The organism is Streptomyces sp. NPDC029466, assembly GCF_055574515.1.
This window is the reverse complement of record NZ_JBVHZH010000032.1, coordinates 56592-82085: the sequence shown is the minus strand read 5'-3', so window position 1 is coordinate 82085 and position 25494 is coordinate 56592. Positions and strand designations below refer to the sequence as shown.

General features: G+C 71.1%; 27 protein-coding genes. 15 read left to right on the top strand and 12 right to left on the bottom strand.

Annotation, left to right across the window (positions count from 1 at the left end):
- The first annotated feature begins 404 nt into the window (after nucleotides 1-404).
- The 3 genes from ACZ4XD_RS23780 to ACZ4XD_RS23770 all read left to right on the top strand — a co-directional run bounded on the left by ACZ4XD_RS23780 (nucleotide 405) and on the right by ACZ4XD_RS23770 (nucleotide 5004).
- The gene (locus ACZ4XD_RS23780; RefSeq protein ID WP_468045106.1) at nucleotides 405-2732 is read left to right on the top strand and encodes a bifunctional glycosyltransferase/CDP-glycerol:glycerophosphate glycerophosphotransferase; all 2328 of its coding nucleotides are present in this window, start codon (nucleotides 405-407) and stop codon (nucleotides 2730-2732) included.
- A 624-nt stretch (nucleotides 2733-3356) separates the two neighbouring features.
- Nucleotides 3357-3722, top strand: coding sequence for a hypothetical protein (locus ACZ4XD_RS23775; protein WP_042160344.1), 366 nt, complete (start codon nucleotides 3357-3359; stop codon nucleotides 3720-3722).
- A 97-nt stretch (nucleotides 3723-3819) separates the two neighbouring features.
- Nucleotides 3820-5004 (top strand): zinc-dependent alcohol dehydrogenase, encoded by a 1185-nt coding sequence (locus ACZ4XD_RS23770; RefSeq protein WP_468045103.1) that lies wholly within the window; start codon nucleotides 3820-3822, stop codon nucleotides 5002-5004.
- A gap of 67 nt (nucleotides 5005-5071) precedes the next feature.
- Here the strand turns inward: ACZ4XD_RS23770 and ACZ4XD_RS23765 are convergent, their stop codons facing one another.
- Complete coding sequence (locus ACZ4XD_RS23765; RefSeq protein WP_387249102.1) at nucleotides 5072-5227, bottom strand: DUF6131 family protein; 156 nt, start codon at nucleotides 5225-5227, stop codon at nucleotides 5072-5074.
- A gap of 232 nt (nucleotides 5228-5459) precedes the next feature.
- On the opposite strand from ACZ4XD_RS23765, the gene ACZ4XD_RS23760 reads away from it, so the two are divergent.
- Together ACZ4XD_RS23760 and ACZ4XD_RS23755 are read left to right on the top strand one after the other, a co-directional pair.
- Nucleotides 5460-5915 carry an SRPBCC family protein gene (locus ACZ4XD_RS23760; RefSeq protein ID WP_468045101.1) on the top strand — a complete coding sequence of 152 codons (456 nt, stop codon included), beginning with the start codon at nucleotides 5460-5462 and terminating at the stop codon, nucleotides 5913-5915.
- 73 nt (nucleotides 5916-5988) lie between these two features.
- Complete coding sequence (locus ACZ4XD_RS23755) at nucleotides 5989-7629, top strand: phytoene desaturase family protein (protein WP_468045099.1); 1641 nt, start codon at nucleotides 5989-5991, stop codon at nucleotides 7627-7629.
- 75 nt (nucleotides 7630-7704) lie between these two features.
- Here ACZ4XD_RS23755 and ACZ4XD_RS23750 read toward each other — a convergent pair whose 3' ends face one another.
- On the bottom strand, nucleotides 7705-9840 hold the full coding sequence (locus tag ACZ4XD_RS23750; protein ID WP_468045097.1) for a SpoIIE family protein phosphatase: 2136 nt from the start codon (nucleotides 9838-9840) through the stop codon (nucleotides 7705-7707).
- 268 nt (nucleotides 9841-10108) lie between these two features.
- On the opposite strand from ACZ4XD_RS23750, the gene ACZ4XD_RS23745 reads away from it, so the two are divergent.
- The 9 genes from ACZ4XD_RS23745 to ACZ4XD_RS23705 all read left to right on the top strand — a co-directional run bounded on the left by ACZ4XD_RS23745 (nucleotide 10109) and on the right by ACZ4XD_RS23705 (nucleotide 14316).
- Nucleotides 10109-10537, top strand: a complete 429-nt coding sequence (locus ACZ4XD_RS23745) for a gas vesicle protein GvpO (RefSeq protein ID WP_468045095.1) — start codon at nucleotides 10109-10111, stop codon at nucleotides 10535-10537.
- 84 nt (nucleotides 10538-10621) lie between these two features.
- Entirely contained in the window at nucleotides 10622-11074 is a 453-nt protein-coding gene (locus ACZ4XD_RS23740) for a gas vesicle structural protein GvpA (RefSeq protein WP_468045093.1), read from the top strand.
- A gap of 3 nt (nucleotides 11075-11077) precedes the next feature.
- Nucleotides 11078-11791, top strand: a complete 714-nt coding sequence (locus ACZ4XD_RS23735; protein WP_468045091.1) for a GvpL/GvpF family gas vesicle protein — start codon at nucleotides 11078-11080, stop codon at nucleotides 11789-11791.
- A 9-nt stretch (nucleotides 11792-11800) separates the two neighbouring features.
- A complete protein-coding gene (locus ACZ4XD_RS23730) occupies nucleotides 11801-12052 on the top strand; it encodes a gas vesicle protein GvpG (protein ID WP_468045089.1) in 252 nt (83 codons plus the stop codon).
- Between the two features lie 99 nt (nucleotides 12053-12151).
- Nucleotides 12152-12670, top strand: a complete 519-nt coding sequence (locus ACZ4XD_RS23725) for a gas vesicle protein (protein ID WP_468045151.1) — start codon at nucleotides 12152-12154, stop codon at nucleotides 12668-12670.
- Nucleotides 12667-13482, top strand: a complete 816-nt coding sequence (locus tag ACZ4XD_RS23720) for a GvpL/GvpF family gas vesicle protein (RefSeq protein ID WP_468045087.1) — start codon at nucleotides 12667-12669, stop codon at nucleotides 13480-13482. Before ACZ4XD_RS23725 ends, ACZ4XD_RS23720 begins: the two co-directional genes overlap by 4 nt.
- A complete protein-coding gene (locus ACZ4XD_RS23715; RefSeq protein WP_042160323.1) occupies nucleotides 13479-13727 on the top strand; it encodes a gas vesicle protein in 249 nt (82 codons plus the stop codon). The genes ACZ4XD_RS23720 and ACZ4XD_RS23715 overlap by 4 nt, the downstream gene beginning before the upstream one ends.
- On the top strand, nucleotides 13717-14130 hold the full coding sequence (locus ACZ4XD_RS23710) for a gas vesicle protein K (protein ID WP_235470390.1): 414 nt from the start codon (nucleotides 13717-13719) through the stop codon (nucleotides 14128-14130). The genes ACZ4XD_RS23715 and ACZ4XD_RS23710 overlap by 11 nt, the downstream gene beginning before the upstream one ends.
- A gap of 12 nt (nucleotides 14131-14142) precedes the next feature.
- Nucleotides 14143-14316, top strand: a complete 174-nt coding sequence (locus ACZ4XD_RS23705; RefSeq protein ID WP_468045084.1) for a CsbD family protein — start codon at nucleotides 14143-14145, stop codon at nucleotides 14314-14316.
- A gap of 73 nt (nucleotides 14317-14389) precedes the next feature.
- Here ACZ4XD_RS23705 and ACZ4XD_RS23700 read toward each other — a convergent pair whose 3' ends face one another.
- From ACZ4XD_RS23700 to ACZ4XD_RS23680, 5 genes are all read right to left on the bottom strand, one after another.
- Nucleotides 14390-14926, bottom strand: coding sequence for a Dps family protein (locus ACZ4XD_RS23700; RefSeq protein ID WP_468045082.1), 537 nt, complete (start codon nucleotides 14924-14926; stop codon nucleotides 14390-14392).
- Nucleotides 14927-15110: 184 nt separating this feature from the next.
- The gene (locus ACZ4XD_RS23695; protein WP_468045080.1) at nucleotides 15111-16079 is read right to left on the bottom strand and encodes an SDR family NAD(P)-dependent oxidoreductase; all 969 of its coding nucleotides are present in this window, start codon (nucleotides 16077-16079) and stop codon (nucleotides 15111-15113) included.
- Nucleotides 16080-16467: 388 nt separating this feature from the next.
- Nucleotides 16468-17331 carry a Rieske (2Fe-2S) protein gene (locus ACZ4XD_RS23690; RefSeq protein ID WP_468045078.1) on the bottom strand — a complete coding sequence of 288 codons (864 nt, stop codon included), beginning with the start codon at nucleotides 17329-17331 and terminating at the stop codon, nucleotides 16468-16470.
- On the bottom strand, nucleotides 17328-18335 hold the full coding sequence (locus ACZ4XD_RS23685) for an SRPBCC family protein (RefSeq protein WP_468045076.1): 1008 nt from the start codon (nucleotides 18333-18335) through the stop codon (nucleotides 17328-17330). Before ACZ4XD_RS23685 ends, ACZ4XD_RS23690 begins: the two co-directional genes overlap by 4 nt.
- 6 nt (nucleotides 18336-18341) lie before the next feature.
- Nucleotides 18342-19250, bottom strand: coding sequence for a histone protein (locus tag ACZ4XD_RS23680; protein ID WP_468045074.1), 909 nt, complete (start codon nucleotides 19248-19250; stop codon nucleotides 18342-18344).
- A 337-nt stretch (nucleotides 19251-19587) separates the two neighbouring features.
- On the opposite strand from ACZ4XD_RS23680, the gene ACZ4XD_RS23675 reads away from it, so the two are divergent.
- Nucleotides 19588-21153: an alpha/beta hydrolase gene (locus ACZ4XD_RS23675; protein ID WP_468045072.1), complete on the top strand. Its 1566-nt coding sequence runs from the start codon at nucleotides 19588-19590 to the stop codon at nucleotides 21151-21153.
- A 42-nt stretch (nucleotides 21154-21195) separates the two neighbouring features.
- On the opposite strand, the gene ACZ4XD_RS23670 is transcribed toward ACZ4XD_RS23675, so the two are convergent.
- The 5 genes from ACZ4XD_RS23670 to ACZ4XD_RS23650 form a co-directional block, all read right to left on the bottom strand.
- The gene (locus ACZ4XD_RS23670; RefSeq protein ID WP_042160310.1) at nucleotides 21196-21423 is read right to left on the bottom strand and encodes a DUF6458 family protein; all 228 of its coding nucleotides are present in this window, start codon (nucleotides 21421-21423) and stop codon (nucleotides 21196-21198) included.
- Between the two features lie 120 nt (nucleotides 21424-21543).
- On the bottom strand, nucleotides 21544-22500 hold the full coding sequence (ku, locus tag ACZ4XD_RS23665) for a non-homologous end joining protein Ku (protein ID WP_468045149.1): 957 nt from the start codon (nucleotides 22498-22500) through the stop codon (nucleotides 21544-21546).
- Nucleotides 22501-22635: 135 nt separating this feature from the next.
- The gene (locus tag ACZ4XD_RS23660; RefSeq protein WP_468045070.1) at nucleotides 22636-24027 is read right to left on the bottom strand and encodes a DUF2252 domain-containing protein; all 1392 of its coding nucleotides are present in this window, start codon (nucleotides 24025-24027) and stop codon (nucleotides 22636-22638) included.
- A 23-nt stretch (nucleotides 24028-24050) separates the two neighbouring features.
- Entirely contained in the window at nucleotides 24051-24449 is a 399-nt protein-coding gene (locus ACZ4XD_RS23655; RefSeq protein WP_468045068.1) for a DUF7144 family membrane protein, read from the bottom strand.
- Between the two features lie 97 nt (nucleotides 24450-24546).
- Nucleotides 24547-25401 carry a hypothetical protein gene (locus ACZ4XD_RS23650; RefSeq protein ID WP_468045066.1) on the bottom strand — a complete coding sequence of 285 codons (855 nt, stop codon included), beginning with the start codon at nucleotides 25399-25401 and terminating at the stop codon, nucleotides 24547-24549.
- Between the last annotated feature and the right edge of the window lie 93 nt (nucleotides 25402-25494).

Below are 25494 nucleotides of genomic sequence, written 5' to 3'. Positions count from 1 at the left end.
TGATGCACGACTATCGATCTTGGCGGTCCGAGGGCGGCGAGGGAAGGGGCAGGGCAGGACGAAGGACGGCCGCAGCCCCCTTTCCTGACGGTGCTTCCGACACTCCGCGGCGTGCGCGGAGCGGAGGTGGGGCCGCCCCGAGGGCAGTATCCGTGCTCAGATCCCCAAGGTCACGTGACGCGGAGAAGGCGAGTGTCCGCGTCTCCGGCCCGGGCGGCCCGGGACTGCCGACCGGGGGACCGGGCCGCCCCGTCACGGCGGGCCCGGGATGTCGTGTGAGGGAGACAAGGGGAATTCTGGGCGGCTCGGACACAACCATTTCCGGTCACCGGCTGTCCCACTGCCCGTCACGGAAACTTCCGGCCGGCGTCCTGCGGCCGACACCTTCGAGGAGCAACCCCGCCATGCCCGAGACGGGCCTCAGAGCCGCCCCGCGGTTCAGCATCATCGTTCCCGTTTACCACGTGCAGGGCTATCTTCGCGCGTGTCTGAACTCGCTGCTGGCGCAGGATTTCACCGACTTCGAGGTCATCGCGGTCGACGACTGCTCGCCGGACCACAGCGGCGAGATCCTGGCGGAGTTCGCCGCCCGCGACCCCCGGGTGATCCCTGTGCGCCACGAGGAGAACGGCGGCATCGGCGCGGCCCGGAACACCGGAGTGGCGCGTGCGCGCGGGGACTATCTGCTGTTCCTCGACAGTGACGACACCTTCACCCCGGGCGCGCTGCGGGCCATGGCCGACCGGCTGGCCGCATCGCAGGACCCGGACCTGCTGCTCTTCGACCACGTACGGACCTACTGGTGGCACGCGGTCCAGCCGAGTGCCGTCCGGGAACTCCTCGCCGAGGCCGGAGCGGAGGTCTTCAAGCCCACCGAGCGCACCGAATTCCTGCAGATGTTCGCGGTGGTGTGGAACCGGGCCTTCCGGCGCGACTTCTTCGTGGACAACGGATTCCGGTACACCGACGGGCTCTACGAGGACGCCCTCATGGTCTACACGACCATGCTCACCGCCGAGCGTGCCGTGTGCCTGGACCACGCCTGTGTGGAATACCGCCAGCGCCGGCACGGCAATTCCATGAAGACACCGGGCCGCAAGCACTTCACGATATTCGACCAGTACCAGCGGCTCTTCGACTTCCTCGACGGCCGGCCGGACCTCGACCCTCTGCGGCCGCTGTTCTTCGAGCGTATGGTCAGCCACTTCCTCTTCACCGGCGCGCGGGAAAGCCGGGTGCACCTCCAGGACCGGCCGGAATTCTTCCGGCGTTCCGTGGCGATGTGCCGGCGGCACAAGCCCGCGGGCTTCACCCCGCCCCCGGAGGCCGACGCCCGCCGGTTCCAGGCACTGGAACGCGGTTCCTACCGCGCCTTCCAGGCCCTGAATCTGATGAGCCGTACCCGGAAGAGCGGGCAGCGGCGCCTGCGCAAGGCCCAGCGCGCCATGAGCAAGCGGGCCGCGGCGAGCTTCTACCGGATACAGCTGAAGCGCCCCCTCGACCAGAACCTCGCCGTCTTCAGCGCCTACTGGAACCGCACCCCCTCCTGCAATCCGCTGGCGGTCTACGAAAAGGCCAAGGAGCTGGCCCCGCAGCTGCACGGGGTGTGGGTCGTACGCGAGGACGCCGTGGACACCGTGCCGGACGGTATGGACCATGTCGTCGTCAACAGCCGGCGCTACTGGGAGCTGATGGCGCGCGCGAAGTACTTCGTCAACAACGTCAACTTCGCCGACGGGGTGGTCAAGCGCAAGGGCCAGGTCCATCTCCAGACCCATCACGGCACCCCGCTCAAGCGTATGGGCATCGACCAGCAGAAATACCCGGCCGCCGGCAAGGGAATGAGCATGCGCAAGCTGCTCGAACGCGCCGACCGCTGGGATCTGTCGGTCTCCGCCAACCAGCACACGAGTGAGCAGTGGGAGCGGGTCTACCCCTGTGGCTTCGAGTCCCTCGACGCCGGCTATCCGCGCAATGACGTCTTCTTCCGGACCGGTGCCCGGGACATCCTGGACATCCGTGAGCGGCTGGGCATCGCCCCCGGCCGCACCGCCGTCCTCTACGCCCCGACGGTGCGCGACTACCAGGTCGGCTATGTGCCCCAGCTGGACCTGGAGAAAATCACCCGCGAACTCGGCCCGGACATCGTCCTGCTGGTCCGTACGCACTACTTCTACGACCAGAACCCGCACCTTCAGAAGCTCCAGGAGGACGGGGCGCTGATCGATGTCTCCCGGCACCCGTCGGTCGAGGAGCTGTGCCTCGCCGCGGACGCGCTGATCACGGACTACTCGTCGATCATGTTCGATTACGCCAATCTCGACCGGCCGATCATCAGCTACGCGGACGACTGGGAGACCTACGTCCGCTCCCGCGGGGTCACCTTCGACCTGCTGTCGGGAAAGCCGGGAGACACCCCGGGGATCGTCGCCACCAGCGAGGACGAGCTGATCGAGGCGTTCCGCAGCGGCCGCTGGAACGGCACCGAAGCCGGTGCGCTGCGGGCCGCCTTCCGTGCCCGCTTCTGTATGTGGGACGACGGCCACGCCGCCGAGCGGGTGGTCAACCGGGTCTTCCTCGGCAACCCCGAGCTGGTCCCGGCCCCGCTTCCGCTGTCCGAGCGCACCGTCGCACCGTCCCCGGCCGAGGCCGCTCGCGCCGTGCGGGGCGTGGCCCTCGCCTCCGGGGCGGACACCTCCGCCGGCCGGCCGGATGTCGAGCTGACCGGCTGACGGCCGGCGGCGCCGGTCCGGACTCCGGGCCGGCGCGGCCCCCAGGTGTGAGCGGACGCGGACCGGGCACCCGCAGCCGTGAACCACGAGGCGACCGGAAGGAGCTGACGCATGCCACATCACGAGGTACCGGATCCGCCACCGCCGGGCCCGCTGGACCCCGTGCACCCCGAGCCCCAGCCGCCGCCGGTCCCCGACCCCCCTGACCCTGAGCCCGCACCACGGCCCGGCGGCCCCGGCCCCGGTCCCGACCGGGGCTCGCGCGCCGCCGGGTCGTCCGGCGAGTCACGCCACGGACGACACGGACGATACGGACGATACGGACGACCGGAGTAACTCCCCGGTACGGCGCCGGCCGGCTGCTCCCCGGCCGCGCGCCGCACGCCGTCAGTCGCCCTCCCGCGCAGGCCCGCGCAGGGCCCGCCCCGGCAGGGCGGAGATGCGGATGATCCCGTTGGCCCTCAGCCTGGAGGTACGGGAGTCTCCGACGCAGGCGACGTAGGAGCCGGCCCGGCATGCGCATAGCGTCCAGAGGGCGTGCGCATGGCGAGGACGGCGCGCCGTTCCGCGTGCACGGCGTGGTCCGATGGCGACCGTCGGCGACGCGCAACGTAGGGAGCAGCAGTGACCAGACACCGCAAGTCCTCGCACCCGAAGATGGGCGAGGGCCACAGCATGCACAAGGGAACCGAGCAGCACGGCTGGTCGCCCGACGTCGACCAGACCGAGCAGCAGAAGAACGAGAGCGCCGGCCGGTCGTTCCGCCCGGAGGAGTACGCGCCCGAGAAGGACCGCAGCAAGGAGTCCGGCGGACAGGAGAAGGTCCCCCCGGCGAGCGAGACCAAGAGCGAGACCCGTTCCGGTGAGCGGCGTGCTGCCGAAACCGAGGAGAAGGGCATGCGGGACATGGGGCCCAAGGGTCCCTCGCGCCGGCCCAGCGGCGGCAGGGACGCGGAGGCGCACACCGGCGTCGACCCGCAGGAACCCTGAGGTCCCGGCGGTCCGGCGCCCCTGAGGTCACGGCTGCCCGACGTGCGGCGGGGCGGATTCCGTCATGAGTCCGCCCCCTTCTCCTTGAGGAGCGAAGATGAGAGCCCTGACGTGGCACGGCAAGCGCGATGTACGCGTGGACACGGTCCCCGACCCCACCATCGAGGAACCGACCGACATCATCGTCCGCATCACCTCCACCGGTATCTGCGGCTCCGACCTGCATCTTTACGAGGTCCTCGGCCCCTATCTCGACCCCGGTGACATCCTCGGCCACGAGCCGATGGGCATCGTCGAGGAGGTCGGGCCCGAGGTCACGGAGGTGTCCGTCGGTGACCGTGTGGTGGTGCCGTTCAATGTCTCCTGTGGCACCTGCTGGATGTGCGGGCAGGGGCTCCACTCGCAGTGCGAGACCACGCAGGTCAAGGAGCGGGGGACGGGCGCCGCCCTCTTCGGGTTCTCCAAGCTCTACGGTCAAGTGCCGGGCGGACAGGCGGAGTTGTTGCGGGTCCCGTTCGGCAACACGCTGCCCGTGAAGGTGCCGCACGGTCCGCCGGACCAGCGGTACGTCTATCTCTCCGATGTGCTGCCCACCGCCTGGCAGTCCGTCGTCTATGCCGACGTGCCGCCCGGCGGCACGGTCACCGTGCTGGGACTCGGCCCGATCGGTGACATGGCCGCCCGGATCGCGCTGCACAAGGGCGCGAGCAAGGTCATCGGCGTCGACCTCGTCCCCGAACGCCTCGCCCGCGCCCGCGAGCGCGGGGTGCACACCCTCGATCTGAACGAGTACGGGAAGAATCTGGGCGAGGAGATCCGCGGGCTCACCGCAGGGCGCGGCACCGACGCCGTCATCGAGGCGGTCGGCATGGAGGCCCATGGGGCTCCGCTGGCGCGGGCCGCCCAGAATCTGGCCGGTCTGCTGCCCGATGCCGTGGGGGAGAAACTGATGGGCCGTGCGGGGGTGGACAGCATGGCGGCGTTCAACACCGCTGTCGACGCGGTCCGCCGCGGCGGCACGATCTCGCTCATCGGTGTCTACGGAGGAAGTGTCGACCCGGTGCCGATGCTGACCCTGTTCGACAAGCAGATCCAGCTGCGGATGGGCCAGGCCAACGTCAGGCGGTGGGTCGACGACATCATGCCCCTCCTCAACGACGCGGATGTGCTCGGCGTGGACGGGTTCGCCACCCACACCCTGCCGCTCGAAGACGGGCCGCGGGCCTACCGGACCTTCCAGGCGAAGGAAGACGGCATGATCAAGACGGTGCTCACGCCCTGACTTCAGGCCGGTGCGGCGGCGGGAAGGGTTGTTCCGCCGCCGCAGCGGTCCGGGGGCAGCAGCCCGGCTACCAGTAGTGCTTGCGGCCGGCGACCGCATGCCCCATGGCACCGAGGACCCAAAGGATCAAGCCGATGACGGCGAGAATGATGCCGATGGTCCACAGAATGCCGATGCCGGTCAGGAATCCGATGACAAGCAGGATGATTCCGAGAACGATCACGATGCGCTCCGATCTGGCATGCGTGTGTATTCATCACTTTGGTCCTGTATTGCCCCCCGGGCAACCGCTGGTCGGCGGAGGGCAGCCGTAGTGGCTCGCCGCACCGCAGCGCCCGGTTGGCCGCGGCTGCCGGGGGCGGACGGGCGTACCGCTCAGGAGGCCGGGCCAGGGAGCGCGCTCTACGCTGGGTGAGGAAGCCGGCGACCGAGTGCGGTGAGGCGGTGAAAGGCTCGTGGCCGTACGACACCAGCTGATCAGGAGGTCGCCCGAGGAGCTGTGGGCGGTGCTCGCCGACCGCTCCCGCTACCAGGACTGGGTGGTCGGCACCGCGCGTTCGCGGCCGAAGGACGGCAACTGGCCGGAGGTCGGCGCCACGCTCGAATACACCGTGCGCCTGGGGCCCTGGGAGGCCGCCGGGCACACCGTCGTCCGCCACAGCGATCCGCCGCGCACCCTCGAACTGGAGGTGGACAGCGGCCGGCTGGGCACCGCCCGGATCGCTCTCGAAGTGCGTCCCTGGGGCGCCGATTCCCTGGTCATCGTCGACGAACACCCACTGGCCGGACCGGGCGGACGGCTGCACAACGGGGCGCTGGACGTCCTGCTCCAGCTGCGCCACCGCAGCATGCTCAGCAGGCTCGCCGAGGTGGCCGAAGAGGCCCCGGTCCGGGCGCCGGCCGGAACCTGACCGCCGTCCCGTCCGGTGAGGCACCGAGGTCGGGACACGGTGCACCACGGGGGCGGGTGAACAGGAGGCAGCGATGCCGGACGCAGTGGTGATCGGTGCCGGACCCAACGGACTTGTCGCGGCGAACCTGCTGGCCGACGCCGGGTGGACGGTGGAGGTGCTGGAGGAGCAGGAAGAACCGGGCGGCGCGGTCCGCAGCGACTGTGCGGTGCACCCCGACTTCGTCAACGACCTGTGCAGTTCCTTCTATCCGCTGGCCGCCGCCTCCCCGGTCCTCGCCGCCCTGAACCTGTACGAAGAGGGGCTGGTCTGGAGCCATGCGCCCCAGGTGCTGGCCCATCCGCTGACCGATGGCCGCTGCGCGCTGCTGGGCCGCGCCACGGCCGGCACGGTGGCGGGGCTGGAGATGTTCGGCACCGGCGACGGCGCGGCCTGGCAGGAACTGTGCGATGTCTGGGAGCGGGTCGGCGGCGACCTCCTCGACGCGCTGTTCACCCCGTTCCCGCCGCTGCGTGTCCTGGCCCGGCTCGCCGCCCGGGTCCGCGGGGCCGGCGGGCTGCGGCTGGCGCGGATGCTGCTGCTGCCCGTACGGCGCCTGGGCGAGGAGGAGTTCCACGGCGAGGCGGGCCGGCTGCTGCTGGCGGGCAACGCGCTGCACGCCGACCTCGCCCCCGAGGCCACGGGCAGCGGCGGCTTCGGATGGCTGATGTCGATGCTCGGCCAGCACTACGGCTTTCCGGTACCGGCCGGTGGTGCCCAGTCGCTCACCTCGGCCCTGGTGCGGCGGCTGTACCGCCGGGGCGGGGTGCTGCGCTGCGGGGAGCGGGTCGACGAGATCGTCGTACGCTCCGGGCGCGCGGTGGCGGTGCGTACCGCGATCGGTGAGACCGTGCCGGGCCGCCGCGCCGTGCTGGCGGATGTGTCCGTGCCCGCTCTGTACGGCCGGCTGGTCGACTCCCGGCACCTCCCCGGGCGGCTGACGGCGGACCTGCGGCGCTTCCAATGGGACTTCGCCACCTTCAAGGTGGACTGGGCGCTCGGCGGCCCGGTGCCGTGGACCGCCGAGGCCGCCGCCACCGCGGGCACCGTGCATCTGGCCGACGGCATGGACGAACTCACCCGCTTCACCGCGCAGATCGCCGCGGGCCAGGTGCCCGACCGGCCGTTCGCGCTGTTCGGCCAGATGACGACCGCGGACGCCACCCGCTCCCCGCCGGGCACCGAGTCGGCCTGGGCCTACACCCATGTACCCCACCGGATCCGGGGGGACGCGGGGGAGGACGGGATCGGCGGGGCCTGGGGGCAGGGGGACCAGGAGGCGATGGCGGACCGGCTGGAGGAGCAGGTCGAGCGCTTCGCGCCGGGCTTCCGGTCCCGGATCAAGGCGCGCCGTATTCTCGCCCCGCCGACGCTGGAGGCGCTGGACGCCAATCTGCACGGGGGCGCCCTCAACGGCGGTACGGCCGCCCTCCACCAGCAGTTGGTGTTCCGTCCGCTGCCGGGACTCGCCCGTCCGGAAACCCCCGTGGCGGGCCTCTACCTGGCCTCCGCCGGGGCCCATCCGGGCGGCGGGGTGCACGGCGCCCCCGGCGCCAACGCGGCCCGCGCGGCGCTGCGCACCCGCGCACCGGGCCGCGTCCTCAGCCGGGCCCAGCGCTCCCTCCACCGCGGCGCAGCGCCGCGGGCGCCGACGGGCCGAGGTGACGTGAACTGAGGTGACGAGGCATCAAAATTCCTCTGCTGCGGCTCACTTCGGTGCGCCGGTCCGCTGCCTCCCCCGCCCCGGCGCTCAATCGGGTGTGACCGGCCCGGCCGGCAGCGCCGCCAGCAGCATGAGGGCCACGTCGTCCTGCCGGTCCGCGTCGCCGTGCCGGTTCTCCAGGAGGGAGTCGGCCAGCCGGTCCGGACCCAGTGGCGGCGCGTCGTTGAGGCGTCCGGCGAGGTCGGCGACGGAGAGATCCGGATCGGTCCCCGGCGTTTCGATCAGGCCGTCGGTGTAGAGCGCCAGGACGGACCTCGGCGGCAGGGTGATCTCCGTGGCGGAGTACCGGGCCCCGGGTTCGATCCCCAGCAGCAGCCCCGGAGGCACATGCAGCACCGTGGTGTGCCGGTCGGGGTGGCGCAGCAGCGGCGGCGGATGCCCGGCACCGGCCAGGCGGGCCCGGCGGGTGCGCAGGTCGATGTGGACGTACAGACAGCTGGTGAACAGCCCCGGGTCCAGATCGGTCAGCAGCCGGTTCGTCCGGGCCAGCACCTCGTCCGGTGCGGCCCCGGCGGTGGCGTAGGCGCGGACGGCGGTGCGGACCTGCCCCATGAGGGCGGCCGCCGCCGCGTTGTGGCCCTGCACGTCACCGATGACGGCGGCGACGCTGTCCTCATTGAGGCGGATCAGATCGTAGAAGTCGCCGCCGATGTCCATACCGCGGGTCGACGGCAGGTAACGGGCGGCGACCGCGAACCCCGGTACCGAGGGCAGGCCGTGCGGCAGCAGGCCGGCCTGGAGATCGTGCGCCAGCTGCTGCTTGGTGTCGTACAGGCGGGCCCGGTCCAGCGCCTGGGCGATCAGCCCGGCCAGCGAGGTCAGGACCTGGCGTTCCTCCGGACTGAAGGTGCGGGCCCGGGTGTAGGAGAGGATGCAGCAGCCGACCGGGCGGCCGGACACGATCAGCGGCAGCACGGCCCGCGCGGCCTTGCCGGTCAGCCGCGGCAGCCCCGGGTAGTCGTGTTCGATCTCCTCGGGGGACGAGAAGAAGCTGGGCTCCCCGCTGGCGAGGGCGTGGACGGCGGGGCTGTTGGCGGCGCCGAGGGCGACCCCTTCGAAGGCGGCGACCGCCTCGGCGGAGTAGCCGCGGTGCCCGATGGTCCGCAGCCGGCCCGCCTCCGTCACGTACATGAGCATGCCTTGGGCGCCGAACGCCGGCACGATCTGGTCGGCGACGAGATCGACCACATCCTGCGTTCCCACGGCCTCCGTGAGGGCCGCCGCGAGATGCAGCACGTGGTAGATCTGCCCGGCCCGCACCGGCACGACCTCCCCCTGCGCGGGTGCGGCCGCCACCGGGCCGTAGTCCTTGTCCGACGGGCTGATCCACACGCTCAGACCTCGGCTGTCCGGGAAGAGCCGGAAGGTGAGCCAGTGGTGCGGGGGCCTGCTGGCGGTGAACGACGTCGGCCGGCGGCTGATCACCGCGGCCCGGTAGCGGTCCTCGAAGACCGGGTCGCGCAGCCACGGCAGGGCCTCCCACGGGCGCGCGCCGATCAGCCGGGAGCCCTTCTCGCCGAGCAGCTCCACCGCGCCCTGCGTGACCAGGGTGATGCGTCCCTCCAGGTCAAGGGCGCAGCAGCCGCCGGGCAGCCGCTCCAGGTAGTCGGCCGCCGCCAGCGCCTCGGCCGGGCCCACGGCGCGCGCCGGTGGCGGCGTCAGGACCCGCGGCGCCTCGCACGGGCCGGAGCCGTCGGGCCGGGGGTGCCGTGCCAGCAGCGCCGCCAGCCGCCGGCACGCGGCGGTCACCGCCTCGCGTTCCGCCGTCGACAGCTGGGCCGCATGGCCGGCGGGCCACAGCAGCAGCAAGGCGCCCAGGCTGCCGGCCGGGCTGCTGACCGGGGCCGCCGCCAGCGAGAAGTCGTAGGGCACCGCCACCGCCGTCCGCGGGAAGTCACGGGCCATCTGCTGCTGGCCGCCCGCCCACACCAGGCGCTGTTCGCGGCCGGCGACGGCCACCGGGATGGGAGCTGCCAGCGCGACCCGGTCCCACGGTGCCAGGAACGGCGCCGGTACCCCGCTCATGACGGTCAGCTGGAGGACCGGCGCGTCGGCCGCCAGCACATAGACCCCGCCGACGGACGCCCCGGTCTCCTCCATGGCGCGCAGCAGCGCCCGGCCCACCGGGTCGCCCGCCGGGCCGGGCTCGTTCCCGCCGGTCATCGCGCACCTGCGCACTGTCGTCGTGCCATCGAGACCCACTCCGGCCCGCCGGTTTCTCCCCGTGCCGAGACCGTCCTGACGTCTCTCCCGGGACAGTGCCGACGTTACGCCGCCCACCGGGCCCCGGCACTCGCTGCCGGGCCGGTCCGGCAGCCCCGGGACCAGGCATTCCGGCTCCAAGATGCGCTCAGCTCAAGCCGCGTATCATGAAGTGGCGCCTCTTTGTAGTGGCGCGGGCAGCATGTCGCCTCCGATGTCGGAGAGGAACATGGCCACAGGCGAAGAGGACGAGACCGAACGAGTTCGGCGTCCGTCCGGTAAGAAGACCGCCAAGAAGACCGCCAAGAAGACCGTCAAAAAGCCCGCCGGAAGCGCCGGCAGCGCCCGGTCCGGTCACCGCGACAGCGAAAGCGACAGCGAACCGCCGCGCGCGGGCCGCCGGGTCTCGGCGCCACGTGCCATGCGGTACGCGGCGGACCAGCTCAAGGAACTGCTGGGGCGGGCTCCCGAGTCCGTCTCCGCGGTGCAGCCGACGGAGGACGGCTGGCAGGCGGACGTGGAAGTCCTGGAGCTGGAACGCGTCCCCGGGACCACCAGCGTGATGGCGACCTACCGGGTGATGCTGGACAAGGAAGGCGAACTGGTGGCGTACGAGCGCACCCGCCGCTACACCCGAGGCCAGATCGACCGCCGATAGGGCGTCGGGAAGCCACCCACCGTTCGCCCGGCGAACGAGACGGCCGCTTCGTAAGGCCGGAGCGAGCCGGTGAAGGGAGGCACCGTGACTGTGGTGCCGCAAAGCGGAGGAACCGTCGCCGCAGGTGGCGGCGGAGGCTCCGGAAACCTCTACGACATCCTCGATCTGATCCTGGACCGCGGTCTGGTCATCGACGCCTTTGTGCGTGTGTCGTTGGTGGGCATCGAGATCCTCAAGATCGACGCCCGCATCGTCGTCGCGAGCGTCGACACCTACCTGCGCTTCGCCGAAGCCTGCAACCGCCTCGACCTGGAGGCGGGACGCAAGGCACCCTCCCAGCTGACCGACCTCGTCGGTGAGGTGACCGAGGGCGGCTCGCACGGCAAGGCCAAGGGCGCGCTGTCCGGGGCCGCGGAAGCGGTGACCGACGCCCTCAAGGGCGGCAGCGACGACGAGGAACACGAGTCGAGGCACAAGGAGCCCGCCGAGCGGCGCGAGCGGTCCGCTCGCCGGCCGGCCCGGCGCCGAAAGGAGTGAGGGATGTCGGTCTACGTCTACTCCATCCTCGCGACCACCCATCCGCAGAACCTGGAGGGCCTCCACGGGGTGGGCAACCCCCCGTCCGACCTCCGCACGGTGCAGAGCAAGCAGCTGTCCGCCGTGGTCAGCGACGCCCCGGAGGAGCTGCGGCCCAAGCGCAGGGACCTCGGCGCGCACCAGGCCGTCCAGGAACGGCTGATGGCCGACGGTACGGTCCTGCCCTTGCAGTTCGGCTTCACGACCACGGACGACGAGGCCGTACGGGCCGTCCTGAAGGAGCGTGCGGACGAATTCACCGAGCGGCTGGAGGCGTTGGAGGGCTGCGTCGAATACCACCTGAAGGCCGCCCAGGACGAGGACGCGCTGCTGCGGCAGATCCTCACGGAGTCGGATGAGGCACGACAGCTCAACGAGCAGATCAGAAGCGGCAACGCCGCGCCCGAACTCCCGCTCGCCCTCGGTGAGATGGTCTCCCAGGAAGTGCAGGCACGACAGGAGCAGCTCGCCGCCGGAGTCCTCGACGCACTGCGCGGCTTCGCCCGGGAGGAGCGCTCCTCGCCACCGACCGGGAACGACTTCCTGAGCGTGTCCTTCCTGGTGGAGCAGGACAACGAGAAGAGCTTCCTCGGTGCGCAGCGGGATCTCGCCAAGGAGCTGGGGGAGGACTTCGACCTCCGGCTGCTCGGCCCGCTGCCCGCCTACAGTTTCGTCTAGGGGGTCCCCATGGGCCTGTTGAGTCACCTTGCCACCCTTCCGCTCGCGCCGGTGCGCGGCGTGGCCTGGGTCATGGAACGCGCCCTCGACGCCGCGGAGCAGGAGTACTACGACCCCGAACCCGTCGAGCGGGAACTCGCCGAGCTCGAACGCGCGCTGCTGGCAGGAGAGATCTCCGAGGAGGCCTTCGACCGGCGTGAGGACGAGTTGCTGGACCGGCTGGACGAGATCAGGGCCCATGCCCAGGGCACCAACAGCTGACCGCGGTGGCCGCCGCGGAACGGGAGCGCCGCCCCGCGCTCCCGTCGCAACACCGGGAATCGAGGTGCAGCGGCCGTGAACGAACCCGTCGCCAGGAGGATGGGCGACTATCCGTCCCGGGCCGGCCCGTACGGCGGGCAGGGCTCGTCGGCCAACCTTGCCGACATCTTGGAGCGGGTCCTGGACAAGGGCATCGTCATCGCCGGCGACATCCAGATCAACCTGCTGGACATCGAACTGCTCACCATCAAACTGCGCCTGCTGGTCGCCTCGGTGGACAAGGCGAAGGAGATGGGCATCGACTGGTGGGAGCACGACCCCTCGCTCTCGTCCCGCGCGTCCGACGGCTACCGCTCGCTCGCCGACGAGAACAAACGGCTGCGCGCCGAGATCCGGGCCCTGCGGGAGGACGACGAACTGCCCCCGGCCGAGGAGGAGGACGAGGAGGAGTACGAGTACGAGGATGAGGCCGAAGCTGAGGCCGAGCCCGAGGCTAAGGCTGAGTACGAGGACGAGAAGCCCCGTCCCGCCGCCCGCCGCGCCACCGCCGCCCGCGGCACCCGTGCCAAGCGGCCCGAGCCCCGCCCCCGTACCAAGAAGCGGCGGGACACCTCATGACCGAGGTCATCAGCTATGCGTACGCGGTCGCGCGGGATGCCGGCGGATCGCTGGCGGAGGCGCTTGCCGGTCTGCCGGGGGTCGCGGACGCACCGGTGCATCTGGTGCGGGCCGGAGAGGGGGGTGACGTGGTGGTCGCCGTGAGCCCGGTGCCCGAGGAGGACTTCCACGAGGCCGCGCTGCGCGCCAACTTGGAGGATCTGGAGTGGCTGGAGTCGGTGGCCCGCGCCCATCACCGGGTGATCGAGGCGCTGGCCGCCCGTACCACCGTGCTGCCGCTCCGGCTGGCGACGGTGTACCTCGACGACGAGCGGGTGCGGCGCATGCTGGAAGCCCGCCAGGAGGCGTTCGCCGGCCGGCTGGCCGAGCTGGCCGCGCACACGGAGTGGGGCGTCAAGATCTATGTCGAGGCGCCCGCGCCCACCGACCGGCCGGCCGCGCCGCCCGCGGACACCGGCCTGAGCCCCGGACGGGCCTACCTCAGCCACCGCAAGGCACAGCGGCACGCCCGGGAGGACGCCTACCGCGACGCCGAAGAGGTCGCCCGGCGGGTCGAGGCCGCCGCCCGCGGCCATGCGGTCGACCGGGTCCAGCACCGGGTGCAGCAGGGCGAACTCGCCCGCGGGCCGGGCGAGAACGTCGTCAACGACGCCTACCTCGTGCCGCTCGGAGAGGCCGAGAGCTTCCGCGCGGACGTCAGCCGGGCCGCCGAGGGGCTGTCCGGGGTGCGTGTGGAGGTCACCGGGCCCTGGGCCCCGTACTCCTTCGCCACGCCGCCCGAGACCGAACCGGTGCGGGGAGCTGCTCCATGAGGCCGGCGGGCGGGCCGCCGGCAACGACGGACGAACCTCTGCCGGATCGGCAGATCGCGCTGATCGATCTGCTGGACCGGCTGCTCAGCGGCGGCGTGGTCCTCACCGGCGATGTCGTGCTCTCCATCGCCGATATCGACCTGGTCCGGATCTCGCTGCGCGCCCTGATCGTCTCCATCAGCGAACACAACCCCTCCCCGTGGTCCGCCCTCGCACCCTCGGTACGGGACGACCATGACGGCTGAGGAGCGCCGGCCCGGCAACCGGTTCGACGATGTCGCCGACGCGGCCGACCGGGCGTTCCGGCTGCTGCCCGCGGCACCGCAGGACATCCCGCCGCCCGGCGGCCCGGCGGCCCGGCATCCGGCGCACCGGATCAGCGCCGACCCCGACACGGTGGAGCGAGACCTGATCAAGCTCGTGCTCACCCTGGTCGAGCTGCTGCGCCAGCTGATGGAACGCCAGGCCCTGCAACGGGTCGACGCCGGGGACCTCACCGAGGAACAGGAGGAACGCCTGGGAGCGACGCTGATGATTCTGCACGACCGGATGGTGGAACTCTGCGCCCGCTATGAACTGACGATGCAAGACCTCAATTTGGATCTCGGGCCGCTCGGGACCCTCTTGCCACCCGCCGAAGAACCCTGAAGGGAGCACACCATGGGCATCGCCAAGAAGACCAGGAACATCGGCCATATCGTCGAGGGAAAGGCCAAGGAAACGACCGGGAGGGCCCTCGGAAACAAAGCCCTGCGAAGGCGGGGCAAGGCGGAACAGGCCATGGGGAAAATGAAGCAGGCGGTGGAAAAGGGCCGGGACTCCTTTAAGCACTGACCGCGCGGCCCCGCCGTCGCCTTGCGCGACGGCGGGGCCGGCGCCCTCGGGTGGGCCACCTGAGGTGCCTCGGTCAGGGCTGCCGGCGCGCCTGCTCGGCGGCCGCCCGGCCCGCCTCGGACAGCCCGTTGGCCGAGCCGGTGCTGAGGGTGCCGCCGGCGCTCTCCAGATGCGCCCGGACGAACCACTGGAAGAGTTCCAGGGACCGCAGATGCTCGATGAGCAGGTCCTGGGTCACCGGGTCGATGCCCTCGGTGGCGGCCACCGCAGCCCGGTGGTCCTCGATGACGCCGGAGTAGACGACATCCAGCGCCCCGAGGTGCTCGATGGCCTGCGCCCGTTGGACGGAGTAGTCCTCCCAGGTCCGTTCGGCGGCCAGCGCGCCGGGTGTCCCGGTGGGGGAGCCGCCGAGCGTCGCGATGCGCTCCGCGGTCGCGTCGACCATGGCACGGACCGCGTCGACTTGCGGATCGAGCATTTCGTGGACGGCGATGAAGTGCGGCCCCACGACATTCCAGTGCACATGCTTAAGAGTGAGGGCCAGGTCATTGAGCGCGTGCAGCCTCATCCGCAGCCGTCCGATGACCTCTCCGCCTTCGGTCTCGGTCATCCCGGGAACGGTATAGGCGGGGGAATTGCTCGCAGCCACGATGCATTCTCCTTTCACCACAGGTCGGCTCTTCCTGTCGTGCCAGTCCGCGTGCCCGGCAACGCGGCCAGGAAACACCGGGACGCCTCGCTTTCCGCATTCCGCACCTGCGGTCAGGCCCGTTCCGAAGTGCCCGTACGGGCCCTCAGCGCTGGTTGAAGCGGTCGGCCGCCCGTTCGTTGAGGGCGCCGAGGACACCGCGGAGCCGACGGGCCGGTGGCTGTTCCCCGGCGGCGACCGTCGAACCGTCGACGGTGCCGCGCGCACCGTTGCGGGGCAGCACCCGGGCGACCGCGGACGCCAGCCGGGTGGTGGTCACCGGGGCCAGCCCGTGCGCCGTGGCGCCGAGCCTGGCCGCCGGCGTCAGCACGATCCGGGGCCGCCGCCGCTGGAGCGCGGTCACGATGCGCTCCGCCGCCCGCTCGGCGTTCATGGACAGCACCGGGGCCCCGGCCAGCGCCGAGAACCAGGCGTACTCCCGGCGGCGGTCCCCGCCGAAGAGGGCGTGCAGATGCGACCCGGTCCGCATCAGACCGGGGTGGACCGCGGTCACCGAGACCCCGTGCGGGCCCTCTTCCGCGTGCAGCCCTTCGGCCAGCGCGGCCACCGCGGACTTGGCGCAGGAGTACGGCAGCAGATGCGGCACCGCCAGCAGGCCGCCGACCGACCCGACGAGCGCGAGCCGGCCGCCGGCCGGGCTGCGCCGCAGGTGGGGGAGGGCGGCGAGCGCGGTGTTCAGGGCCCCGTTGAAGACGGAGTCCATCGCCTCCTCGAAACCGTCGGAGCCCAGCGCGTCGGCCGGGCCGACCTGGATGATGCCGGCGTTGGCGATGACGATGTCCAGTCCGTCGTGCTCGTCGGCGATCTCCGCGAGACGGTCCCGCACCGCGGCACGGTCCCGCACATCGCACACCACGGCGCGCACCGTCCCGCCGCCCCACTGCCGCAGCTTCCCGACGGCCCTGCCGAGTTCGGCCTCGTCCCGGGCCAGCAGTACGACATCGCAGCCGCGCCGCAGCAGCTGGCGGGCCAGGAGCAGCCCCAGCCCCCGCGAGCCGCCGGTGACGACAGCGGTGAGCCCTTCGATCGGGGGAGCGGCCGGAAGCACACGCATGATGAGCCCTTCCACTGGACGCGGATCGGCACGGACGGGGTACGGCCCCACGGGCGGGTCCGGACGCGCACGCTCTTCGACGGTAGCGGGCGGCGGCCGACGGCGGGCCCGTCACCCGGCCGCTGAGCAGGGCGTTCGCGCTCCCGCACGGCAGGGATTCCCGGGCGGGCAGGGGCGGATGCGGCCCGCGAGGGGGCGCGGCACCCGCGAGGGGGCGTTCGGCCAGTCGGGCGGTGGCGGGGGCGCGCCGCCTGGACGCGGTCGGGGCGGGGCCGTTCGGCGAGTGCTGGGTCCGGCCACCGGGGGCGGCCCGGCGAGTGCCCGGTCCGGCCACCGCGGGCGGAGCGGCGAGTGCCCGGCCACGGCCCGGAGCACGCCTACGAACGGCTCAGCCCGCGCCCGGCAACCGTACGTAAACGGTGCCGTCACCCTCCACGCTCACCCGGAAGGAGGGCTGGGGAGCGGTCGCCGGGCCGGCGATGTTCGCGCCGTCCGCCAGCCGGAAGACGCTGCCGTGCCAGGGGCAGGTCACACAGCCGTCGGCGAGGGTGCCGTCCGTCAGCGGCCCGGACTGATGGCTGCAGCGCCCGGCCAGCACATGGATCTCACCGCCCGGCTGACGCACCACCAGCAGGGGCACTTCACCGAGCTCCCGGCGTACGGCCTCGTTGACCGGGAAGTCCTCCACCCTGCCCACGGGGTGCCAGCCCTCTTCCAGCAGACGGGGTACCGGCTCCGCCTTGTTGGCGCCCGCGGCCTGCCGGTAGGCGAGATGGCCGCCGAGCAGGCCGCCGGTGCCGGCCGCGGACAGCCCGGCGAACCCGAGCAGCTTGCCGCGCGCGGTGCTGCCGCGGCCGCGGTGTACCCAGGATCTCGCGTACAGCCCGATGGCCAGGGCCATCGACCCCGCGTGCACCAGCCCGGTACGCATCTGGTCCTCGTGCTGCTCGGCCCAGTCCACCCAGCCGGCCCATGCGGCCGGTACGGCCGCCAGGACGCCCACCCCCACCAGGAGGCGGGCCCCGCGCCGGGTACCCGGAACGGTGTCCAGCACGGCGGCGGACATCCAGGCGCCCATCGGCAGCTGCACCAGCGCCGGGTGCAGCGGATGACCGATCGGCAGACCGTGCAGCACATCGCGGAAACGCCCGAGGGGCAGGCCGCGCACCACCCGCTGCACCGGGCCGATCACGGCGTCCAGCTGCTCCCAACGGCCCAGTGTGTCAAGGGATTTCACGAGTGCGGAGCTCATTCCTCCTCTTCCTCCTCGTCTTCCTCTTCCTCATCCCACTCGCCGTCCTCGCCCTCGTCCTCCTCTTCGCCTTCCTCGCCTTCTTCGTCCTCGTCCGCGGCTTCTTCCTCGTCCTCGTATTCGCCGTCCTCTTCGTATTCCTCGCCCTCGTCCTCGCCTTCGCGTTCTTCGCCCTCGCGCTCCTCGGCCTCTTCGTCCTCGATGGCCTCTTCGTGGGTCCGGACGACCTCGCCTTCGCGGATCTCGCCGCGCCAGCCCTCCGGTTCCTCGTCGGTGAGCGTGACGTAGCGCTGGAAGTGCTTGAAGTCCAGCCGCAGCCGCCGTCCTTGGGCGCGCCAGATATTGGCGGTCTTCTCGAAGAACCCCGAGGCGTAATACTCGACGACCAGCACGATGCGGGTCAGATTGGGCGCCAGTTCGTGGAAGCTGACGGCACCGCGGGTCGTGCCCTTGGCGCCCTCGGACGTCCAGATGATGCGTTCGTCCGGCACCTGCTCCTGGACGGTGGCCTTCCAGCCCCGTGTCGACGGACCGACCTTGGCCTTCCAGTCACTGGTCGTCTCATCGTGCATCGACACATTGCGGACGCCCTTGGTGAAGCCGCTGAACTTCTCGTACTGCGTCCAGTGGTCGTAGGCGGTACGCAGCGGCACCCCGATGTCGAGGACTTCGATGATGTTGGTGACCTTCTGATCCCCCGATTTGCGCTTTCCCTTTCCGCCGCCGAAGAGCTCCTTGGCCTTTCCGGTGACGGTGTCCTTGACGTTCTCCGCCGTCCCCTTGAAAGCGGCCTTGAAGGGCGAGTCACCGCCCAGGATATTGCCCGCGATCTTGCCCAGCGATCCGCCGTTCTCGGCGACATCGGTGAGCTGTCCGGTCACATCCGTCAGTTTGTCGCCGGCCTTCTCCGCCAGGTTCCCCACCCATTGCGTCGCGTAGTTCCCCAGTTCGTCTCGCAGCCGATCGAGGCCCGAGCCCACGTTGTCCTGTCCCGTCTTGGCCATGACCGGTTACCTCCGGCGCTCGACGCGCGATGCTGTCTTCTTGGCGCTCTTCTTCGCAGGAGCTGCCTTCTTCTGCGCGGCAGTCTTCTTCGCAGGAGCTTTCTTGGCGGCGGCCTTGCCCGCCGTCTTCTTGGCCGCGGTGGTCCGGCCCGCGGTCTTCTTCGCTGCCGTCTTCTTCGCGGCGGTTTTCTTGGCCGCGGTCTTCTTTGCCGGGGCCGCCTTCTTGGCAGGTGCCTTCTTGGCTGTCTTCTGTGCGGCCGTCTTCTTCGCCGCCGTCTTCTTTGCCGCGGTCTTCTTAGCGGGTGCGGCTTTCTTCGCCGCCGCCTTCCGGCCGGCGGCCGCCTGCTTCCCGGCGGTCTTCTTGGCGGACGGCCCACCCCGCTTCTGTGCGGCGGCTCGTGGCGTACGCCGACGGGGCCGTTCCTCGGGCTCCTCTTCCTCCTCCTCGGGCTCCTCCTCCGCACCCTCGCCCTCGTCGTACTCCTCTTCCGGCTCTTCCTCCTCCTCGGGCTCCTCCTCTTCTTCCTCTTCCTCCTCCGGCTCTTCCTCCTCGTCGTACTCGAATTCGCCCTCTTCCTCCTCCCCTTCTTCCTCTTCCGGGCCGAATTCGAGCGCGCGGGTACGGTCGTGGAGCGTGTCGGCGAGCGTCTCCAGACGGCGGTTGGCCGCGGTCGTCAGGGCCTTCTTGCCGACGTCCAGCACTTCTCCGCGCAGCTGGTCACCCAGCTCCGCGACCTGGGGAATCTCGGTGAGCTTGCGCACCCCCTGGCTCACGAGCTGGCGGGGGTCGAGCCCGAATTGACGCCCGGCGATATAGGACGCCGCGGTGAGCGCGAACCGGCCTTTCTTCGTCCGGCCCAGCACATAGCCACCGGCCAAGGCGGCGGCCAGCAGGACCTTGGTTCCGTCATTCATGGGTGGTCACCTTTTCCCGGCCGTGCAGCCGATGGGCGTCTGTGCAGGGCCCCGCCACGCGGTGGCATCGTTCTGCCCTACTCTCCAGGGTGATCGGACTCGCGACCTCCGCATCTTGAGCGGACCGAAAGGCCCCCGGGACCACGCTCCGAGAGGGCCCGGTCCCGCTGGGTGGCCGGGTCATGACGCCGTGACCGTCGGTCGTCGTGGGCCCGGAAGAGGCGCCACGGCGCCGCCGGAAGAAGCGCCACGGCGGCGCCCCCACGGCAGGTGTGCGGGAGCGGTGCAACGGCCCTAGGCTCGGAATATGCCGGGAACACGCCGTGCACCGTCTCGTGTGGGAGTAGGGGGAGCGCGGTGTGTTCGCCGGCGCCTGACCTCACTGCGGCTGTCGGCCCTGGCGGCGGTGGTCGCGCTGCTCTGCGTCTTCGCGGGAACTCCGGCCGCGCAGGCCGTCGATGACCCCGGGCTGACGCCGTTCTACCAGCAGACGCTGTCCTGGGAGCCCTGTGGCCAGGACCTCCGGAACGGCGCGCGGAGCGACGGCGCCTCCCAGCCGCCCGGCTTCCGGGACCGCCTGGAGTGCGCCCGTATGGATGTGCCGCGGGACTACGCCAACCCCACCCGGAGCACCATGCAGGTCCAGCTGATCCGGCTGAAGGCGACCGGACCCGGCGCACACCTCGGCTCCCTGGTGATCAACCCCGGAGGGCCGGGTGCTTCCGGCGTCAACTATCTGATCGACAGCGGGAACGCCTTCGCCCGGCTGAATCAGCGCTATGACATCGTCAGCTTCGATCCGCGCGGCACCGGCCACACCGAACCCATCTCCTGCGGCAGCAAACTCGCCACCGGCGCCGACGACAGCCTCGCCACGAAGGAGAAGCGCATCAACGAGGCCTGCGGCCGGTACTCCGGCGGGCTGCTGCGCTGGGTCGGCACCCCCGATGTCGCCCGGGACATGGAAGTACTGCGCGCCGCCGTCGGCAACGACAAGCTCAACTACCTGGGTTTCTCCTACGGCAGCAAACTCGGCGCGGTCTACGCCCATGAGTTCCCCGACAAGGTCGGCCGGATGGTGCTGGACAGCGTCGAGGACCCGACCAAGAACACCTGGCAGACCGCACTGGCCCAGGCCCGCGGCTTCCAGCGGGCGCTGGACGACTTCGCCGCCGACTGCCTCCAGAGCGCGGACTGCCCGCTGGGCACCGACAAACGCGGGGCGCAGGAGCAACTGCGCACGTGGTACCAGGAGTTGAGCGAACGGCCGATGAAGGTGAAGGGGGAGACGGTGGATGAGACCACCTATGTGTACGCGCTGCGGGAGGCCCTGTACAGCAGAAGCGACTGGCCGGCGCTGCGCCAAGCGCTGGCGCAGCTGCGGCGGGGCGACGCCGCCGGGATCCTCCGCCTGAGCGAGAGCGGTGGCGGCAGCACCGCCCGTACGGTCCCGGCACCGCAGGTGGGGCGGGACGAGCTACCGCCGCAGGACCAGCTGGCCCTCCGGGCGATCTCGTGCCGGGACACCTCGGAGCGCTACGGCGCCGACGACTACCCCCGTGCGGAGCGCGAACTCACCAAGGCGTCCCCGCTCTTCGGCCCGGACATCGCCCCGCTCCTGCTGGACTGCTACGACTGGCCGGTGGCGGGCGATGACTCCTCCCGCGAGGTCGCGGCGCCCACCGCGCCGCCCCTGCTGCTCGTCGCGACCAGCAACGACCCGGCGACGCCCTATGAGGGTGCCTTCAACATGGCCCGCGAGCTGGGCAATTCGAGTGTCGTGCTGACCTTCCACGGTGAGGGACATGCCGCCTACACCACCGGAGACCTCTGTGTGCAGCGCCATGTCGACGACTTCCTGCTGACCGGGGTCCTGCCGAAGTCCGGTACGTCCTGCGGTTGAAGGACGGGGCCGACGGCGGAACGAAGACCGCATGGCCGGGAACTACTTGTAGTAACGGGTGTCCTCGACATCGACGACCGGGGCGCCCGGGGACGGCGGCTGGGTGCGCCGCCGCTTCAGAATGCTCACATAGGTCGCGAGCCCGATGATGCCGACGATCATCATGATGATGCCGACCAGGTCAACGTTGATGCCGGCCATGTGCCAGTCCACCGCGAAGGTGAGAATCGCCCCCACCGCGAGCAGACCGATGCATCCGCCGATACCCATGGCGTCAGCCTCCATAACTGTATGGGCAGTAAGGCCTGATGACGCTCGCGTACCCCGCGGCGGACGCCTTATGTCCGCAGGCAGGGCAGGGCGGCCACCGGCAGCCGGGTCCGGCGGGACTCAGCCGGCCCGCCGCCCGCCCCTGCCCGCGGTCTTCTTCGCCGCGGTCTGCTTCTTGGCGGCGGTCTTCTTGGCGGTGTCCTTCGTGGCGGTGGACTTCTTCGCCGTGCTCTCCTTCGCCGTGCTCTTCTTCGCGGTACGGCCGGACCGGGACGCGGCCTCCTCGTCCTCGCCGCGGGACCTCTTGGCCGCCCGGACGCTGTCCTGGAGGGCCGCCATCAGGTCCATCACCTCTCCGGCGGGCTGCTCCTCGCCGGCCGGGAACTCCGGCTCGCGGTGCGCCAGCTTCGCCGCCACGATCTCTTCGAGCGACTCCCGGTAGTGGTCGTGCAGATCGTCCTCGGACAGCTCACCGAAGGAATCCATCAGGGCCTCGGCGGCCGACACCTCGTTGCGGGCGACCTCCGCCTGCCGCTCGGGCAGCACCCCGTCCATCGAACGGATCTGGTGCGGCCACAGCAGCACCTGCATGACCAGCGCGTCCTCCATCGGGCGGATCATCGCGAGGGTCTCCCGCCCGTGCAGCGCGATCTTGCCGAGCCCGACGCGCTGATGCCGCTCCATCGCCTCCCGCAGCAGTACGTAGGGCTTGGCCGCGGCGGGGCTGTCGATGCCCAGGTAATAGCCCTTGCCCATCTGGAGCGGGTCGATGTCGCCGCCGGCGACGAAGGCCAGGATCGTCAGGGTCTTCGCGGTGGGCAGCGGCAGCGCGTCCAGATCCTCGTCGCTCAGCGGCACGACCGTGTCGCCGTCGCCGGGCTTGTAGCCCCGGCCGATCTCGTCCTGGGTGATCTCGACGCCCTCCAGCGAGCACACCGGCTGATTGCGCACCCGTCCGCCGTCCGCCGTATGGATCCGCACAAAGCTCACCGATGCGGAGGTGTCCGTGGCGTTGTACGCGGCGACCGGGATCGTGACCAGGCCGAAGCTGATGGAGAACTTCGCCGTGGGGCGCATGGGGGCCGCCTTCATCGGAGCCATTCGGGACCATGCTAGGCGGGGCGGACGGACCGTACATCCCGGGCGATAACGGGTGCGCCGAACGGGTGGTGGCGGCGGACGCCCCTCGCCGGCTGCGGGCCTCCCGCCGGTTCAGCCCGGTTGGGCGGTGACCCGGCCCTCCCGGACCGCCTCCTCCAGCGCCTGGTGATCGCGCTCGTTCCGGTCCGCGTAACGCTCCGCGAACCGCGCCAGCGCCTCGTCGAAGACCGTGCCCCGCCCCAGGTAGGCGGCGATCGCGATCCGGTCGCCGGAGCGGGCGTGCGCGCGGGCCAGCGTGGCACCGCAGCGCACCGCGAACCGCCGCATGCCCACCGGCACCATCATGTCCGCGGGCATGATGCCCTTCCAGTCGCGCAGCTGGCGGACGTAGAAGTCCCGGGTGCGGCCGTCGATCCCGGTGACCCGGTCCCAGCCGAGGAAGATGTCACTGGCGGCCTGCATCAGCCGCTGGCCGGTCACCACGCGTTCGCCCTGGCTGCGCTGGACGGCCGCGCCGGCGTACGGGGCGAGGACCGACTCGTCGGCCTCCTTGGCCTGGAGCAGCAGCGGGTCGTCCGCGTCCTTGCCGAGCAGCAGGATGATCCAGCAGCGGGTGCCCACACTGCCGACGCCCACGACCTTGCGGGCCACGTCGACCACCCGGTACTGCTCCAGCAGCCGCCGGTGGTCCGAGCGCAGACTGGCGGCGTACCCCCGGATCAGCCCGCGGATCCGGTCCTCCAGCTCGTCACGCTCCACGTCCGGCAGCAGGTCCTCCAGCGGCACGATCAATGGGGGATCGGCGGCGATCCGGACCCGGCCGCCGCTCTTCCGGGTCAGCTTGCGGAACGCCTGCACGGTGTCGTGCGTACGGGCTTCCGCGATGACCCGGGACAGCCCCGCCCGGCCCCTGCTGCCCAGCTCCTGCGCCTCCTCGGCCTGCACATCGGCCATATCGGCATGGGCGTACCAGACCTCCAGGGTCCGCAGGTCCGCGTACTCGCGCATCCGGTCGCGGTAGGAGGCACAGGCGGCCCGGACGATGCCGGCCCGGACCGTCTCGCTGAAACCGTTGCCGCGGCCCGCGATGGCGAAGCTGGCCGCCAGCCGTTTGACGTCCCACTCCCACGGGCCGGGCAGCGTCTCGTCGAAGTCGTTGATGTCGAACATCAGATGCCGCTCGGGGGAGGCCAGCAGCCGGAAGTTCAGCAGATGGGCGTCCCCGCACAGCTGGGCCCGCAGCCCCGTCGACGGGGTCGTCGCCAGATCCGCCGCCATGATGGCGGCGGCACCGCGGTAGAAGCGGAACGGCGATTCCAGCATCCGCCCGTAGCGGAGGGGCACCAACTCCGGTACGCGGACCGCCGATTGCCGCTCGATGAGGTCCACCGGATCGGCACGGGAGGCGCTGGGCTCGAACTCCGCATGACGGGAGCGGGGCACTTCGGAGCGAAGTGCCCTGCCCTGTTCCGCGCGTTCCCGTGCGGTGGGTCCGGTGGCCATGACCGGTGCTGGTGGAGTTCAGCTCACCTGGTGGCGGCGTGCCGGTGAGAGTTCGTACACAGCGCCCAGATGATGAAGATGTCGATGGCGATCAGCACGATGGCCCAGAACGGGTAGTGCGGAATCCACAGGAAGTTCGCGAGCGCGCCCAGGCCGGCCAGGATCACACCGATGACCCGTGCCCACATCGCCCCGGTCGCGAGCAGTGCGACGCCCGCGAGCAGGATGACGATGCCCAGGATGAGATGGATCCAGCCCCAGCCCGTGAGGTTGAAGGAGAAGACGTAGTTCTGTGTGGTGACGAAGACCTGGTCCTTGGCGAGGGCGGAGATGCCTTCCAGGAAGGCCATCGCGCCACCGAAAATCATCAGGACCGCGGCGAACGCCGTCCAGCCGCCCACATATTGCTTCTGAGTGGCCATGGGTCACTCCTCACTTGAGAAACCTGGCCGTCCCTAGCGGACCCGCAGGTGACCATGCAGTCATTCCACGTTTACACAGGGTCCGGTGGGCCGCATGTCAGGGACGTTCGAAGGCCTGGAGCACACCGGCCACCGCGAAGCACAGGGCTCCCGTGAGAGTGCCCCAGTTGGCGACGCCGACGCTGATCTCACTCCCCGTCTCCGGACGGGTGAACGCGGCCACCGCGGAGACCATGAAGAGCACCGACCCCAGCTGATTGACCGCGACGATCCACCACCCGAGGCTGCGCCGGTGGATACACGGCCGGCCGTGGCAGACCTCGGCGATCGCCAGATGACCCGAGATCAGGAACAGCAGACACCCGATCATGTCGGGCGCCCAGACCAGCCGGTTCAGCTGCTGGGTCGTGAGCCCCTGGAGAAAGGAGTCCAGCAGATTGACACCGAACACCAGCGTCCCCGCGAACAGCACGAACGTACTGAGCCAGTCGATCCGGCCCGGCTCGTAGCTCCACCACCGGAAGCGGTGCGTGGCCAGCGAACCGGCCGTGCCCTCCCGCCGCGGCGCGTTGATGGCCTGAACGAGTGAGGCATAGCCGCCCAGGGTGAAGAACACCCCGCCGACGAAGTAGATCGTGGCGCTGGTGGCCGGGCCCGCGCTCCACTGGGCGAGCGCCGCACCGAGGGCGAAGAGGGACCCGCCGATCGTGAAGGAGCCCGCGGCCACGCCGTTGAGCCGGCGCAGCCGGTCGAGCGCCGCGGCGCCGGCCCGCCGCGCACTGGTCTCGGTGGCCCCCGCGGGCCGTACGGCGAGCGTCCCGCGCTTACGGGCCGCCCGCGACTCCCAGACGGCGGTGCCGCCCTCTTCGAGGCGCCAGGTCAGCCGGGTGATGAACGGTCCCGCACCCTCGGCACGCTCCTCATGCTCCGCACGCTTCTCGGAATTCCGCACCCGCCGAGCGTAGAACCTCATCCGGCGGGTCGGCGCGGGCGCACGCCGACCCGCGCGGGCCCCGGCGATCCACCGTGGGACGGCCAGGGCCTG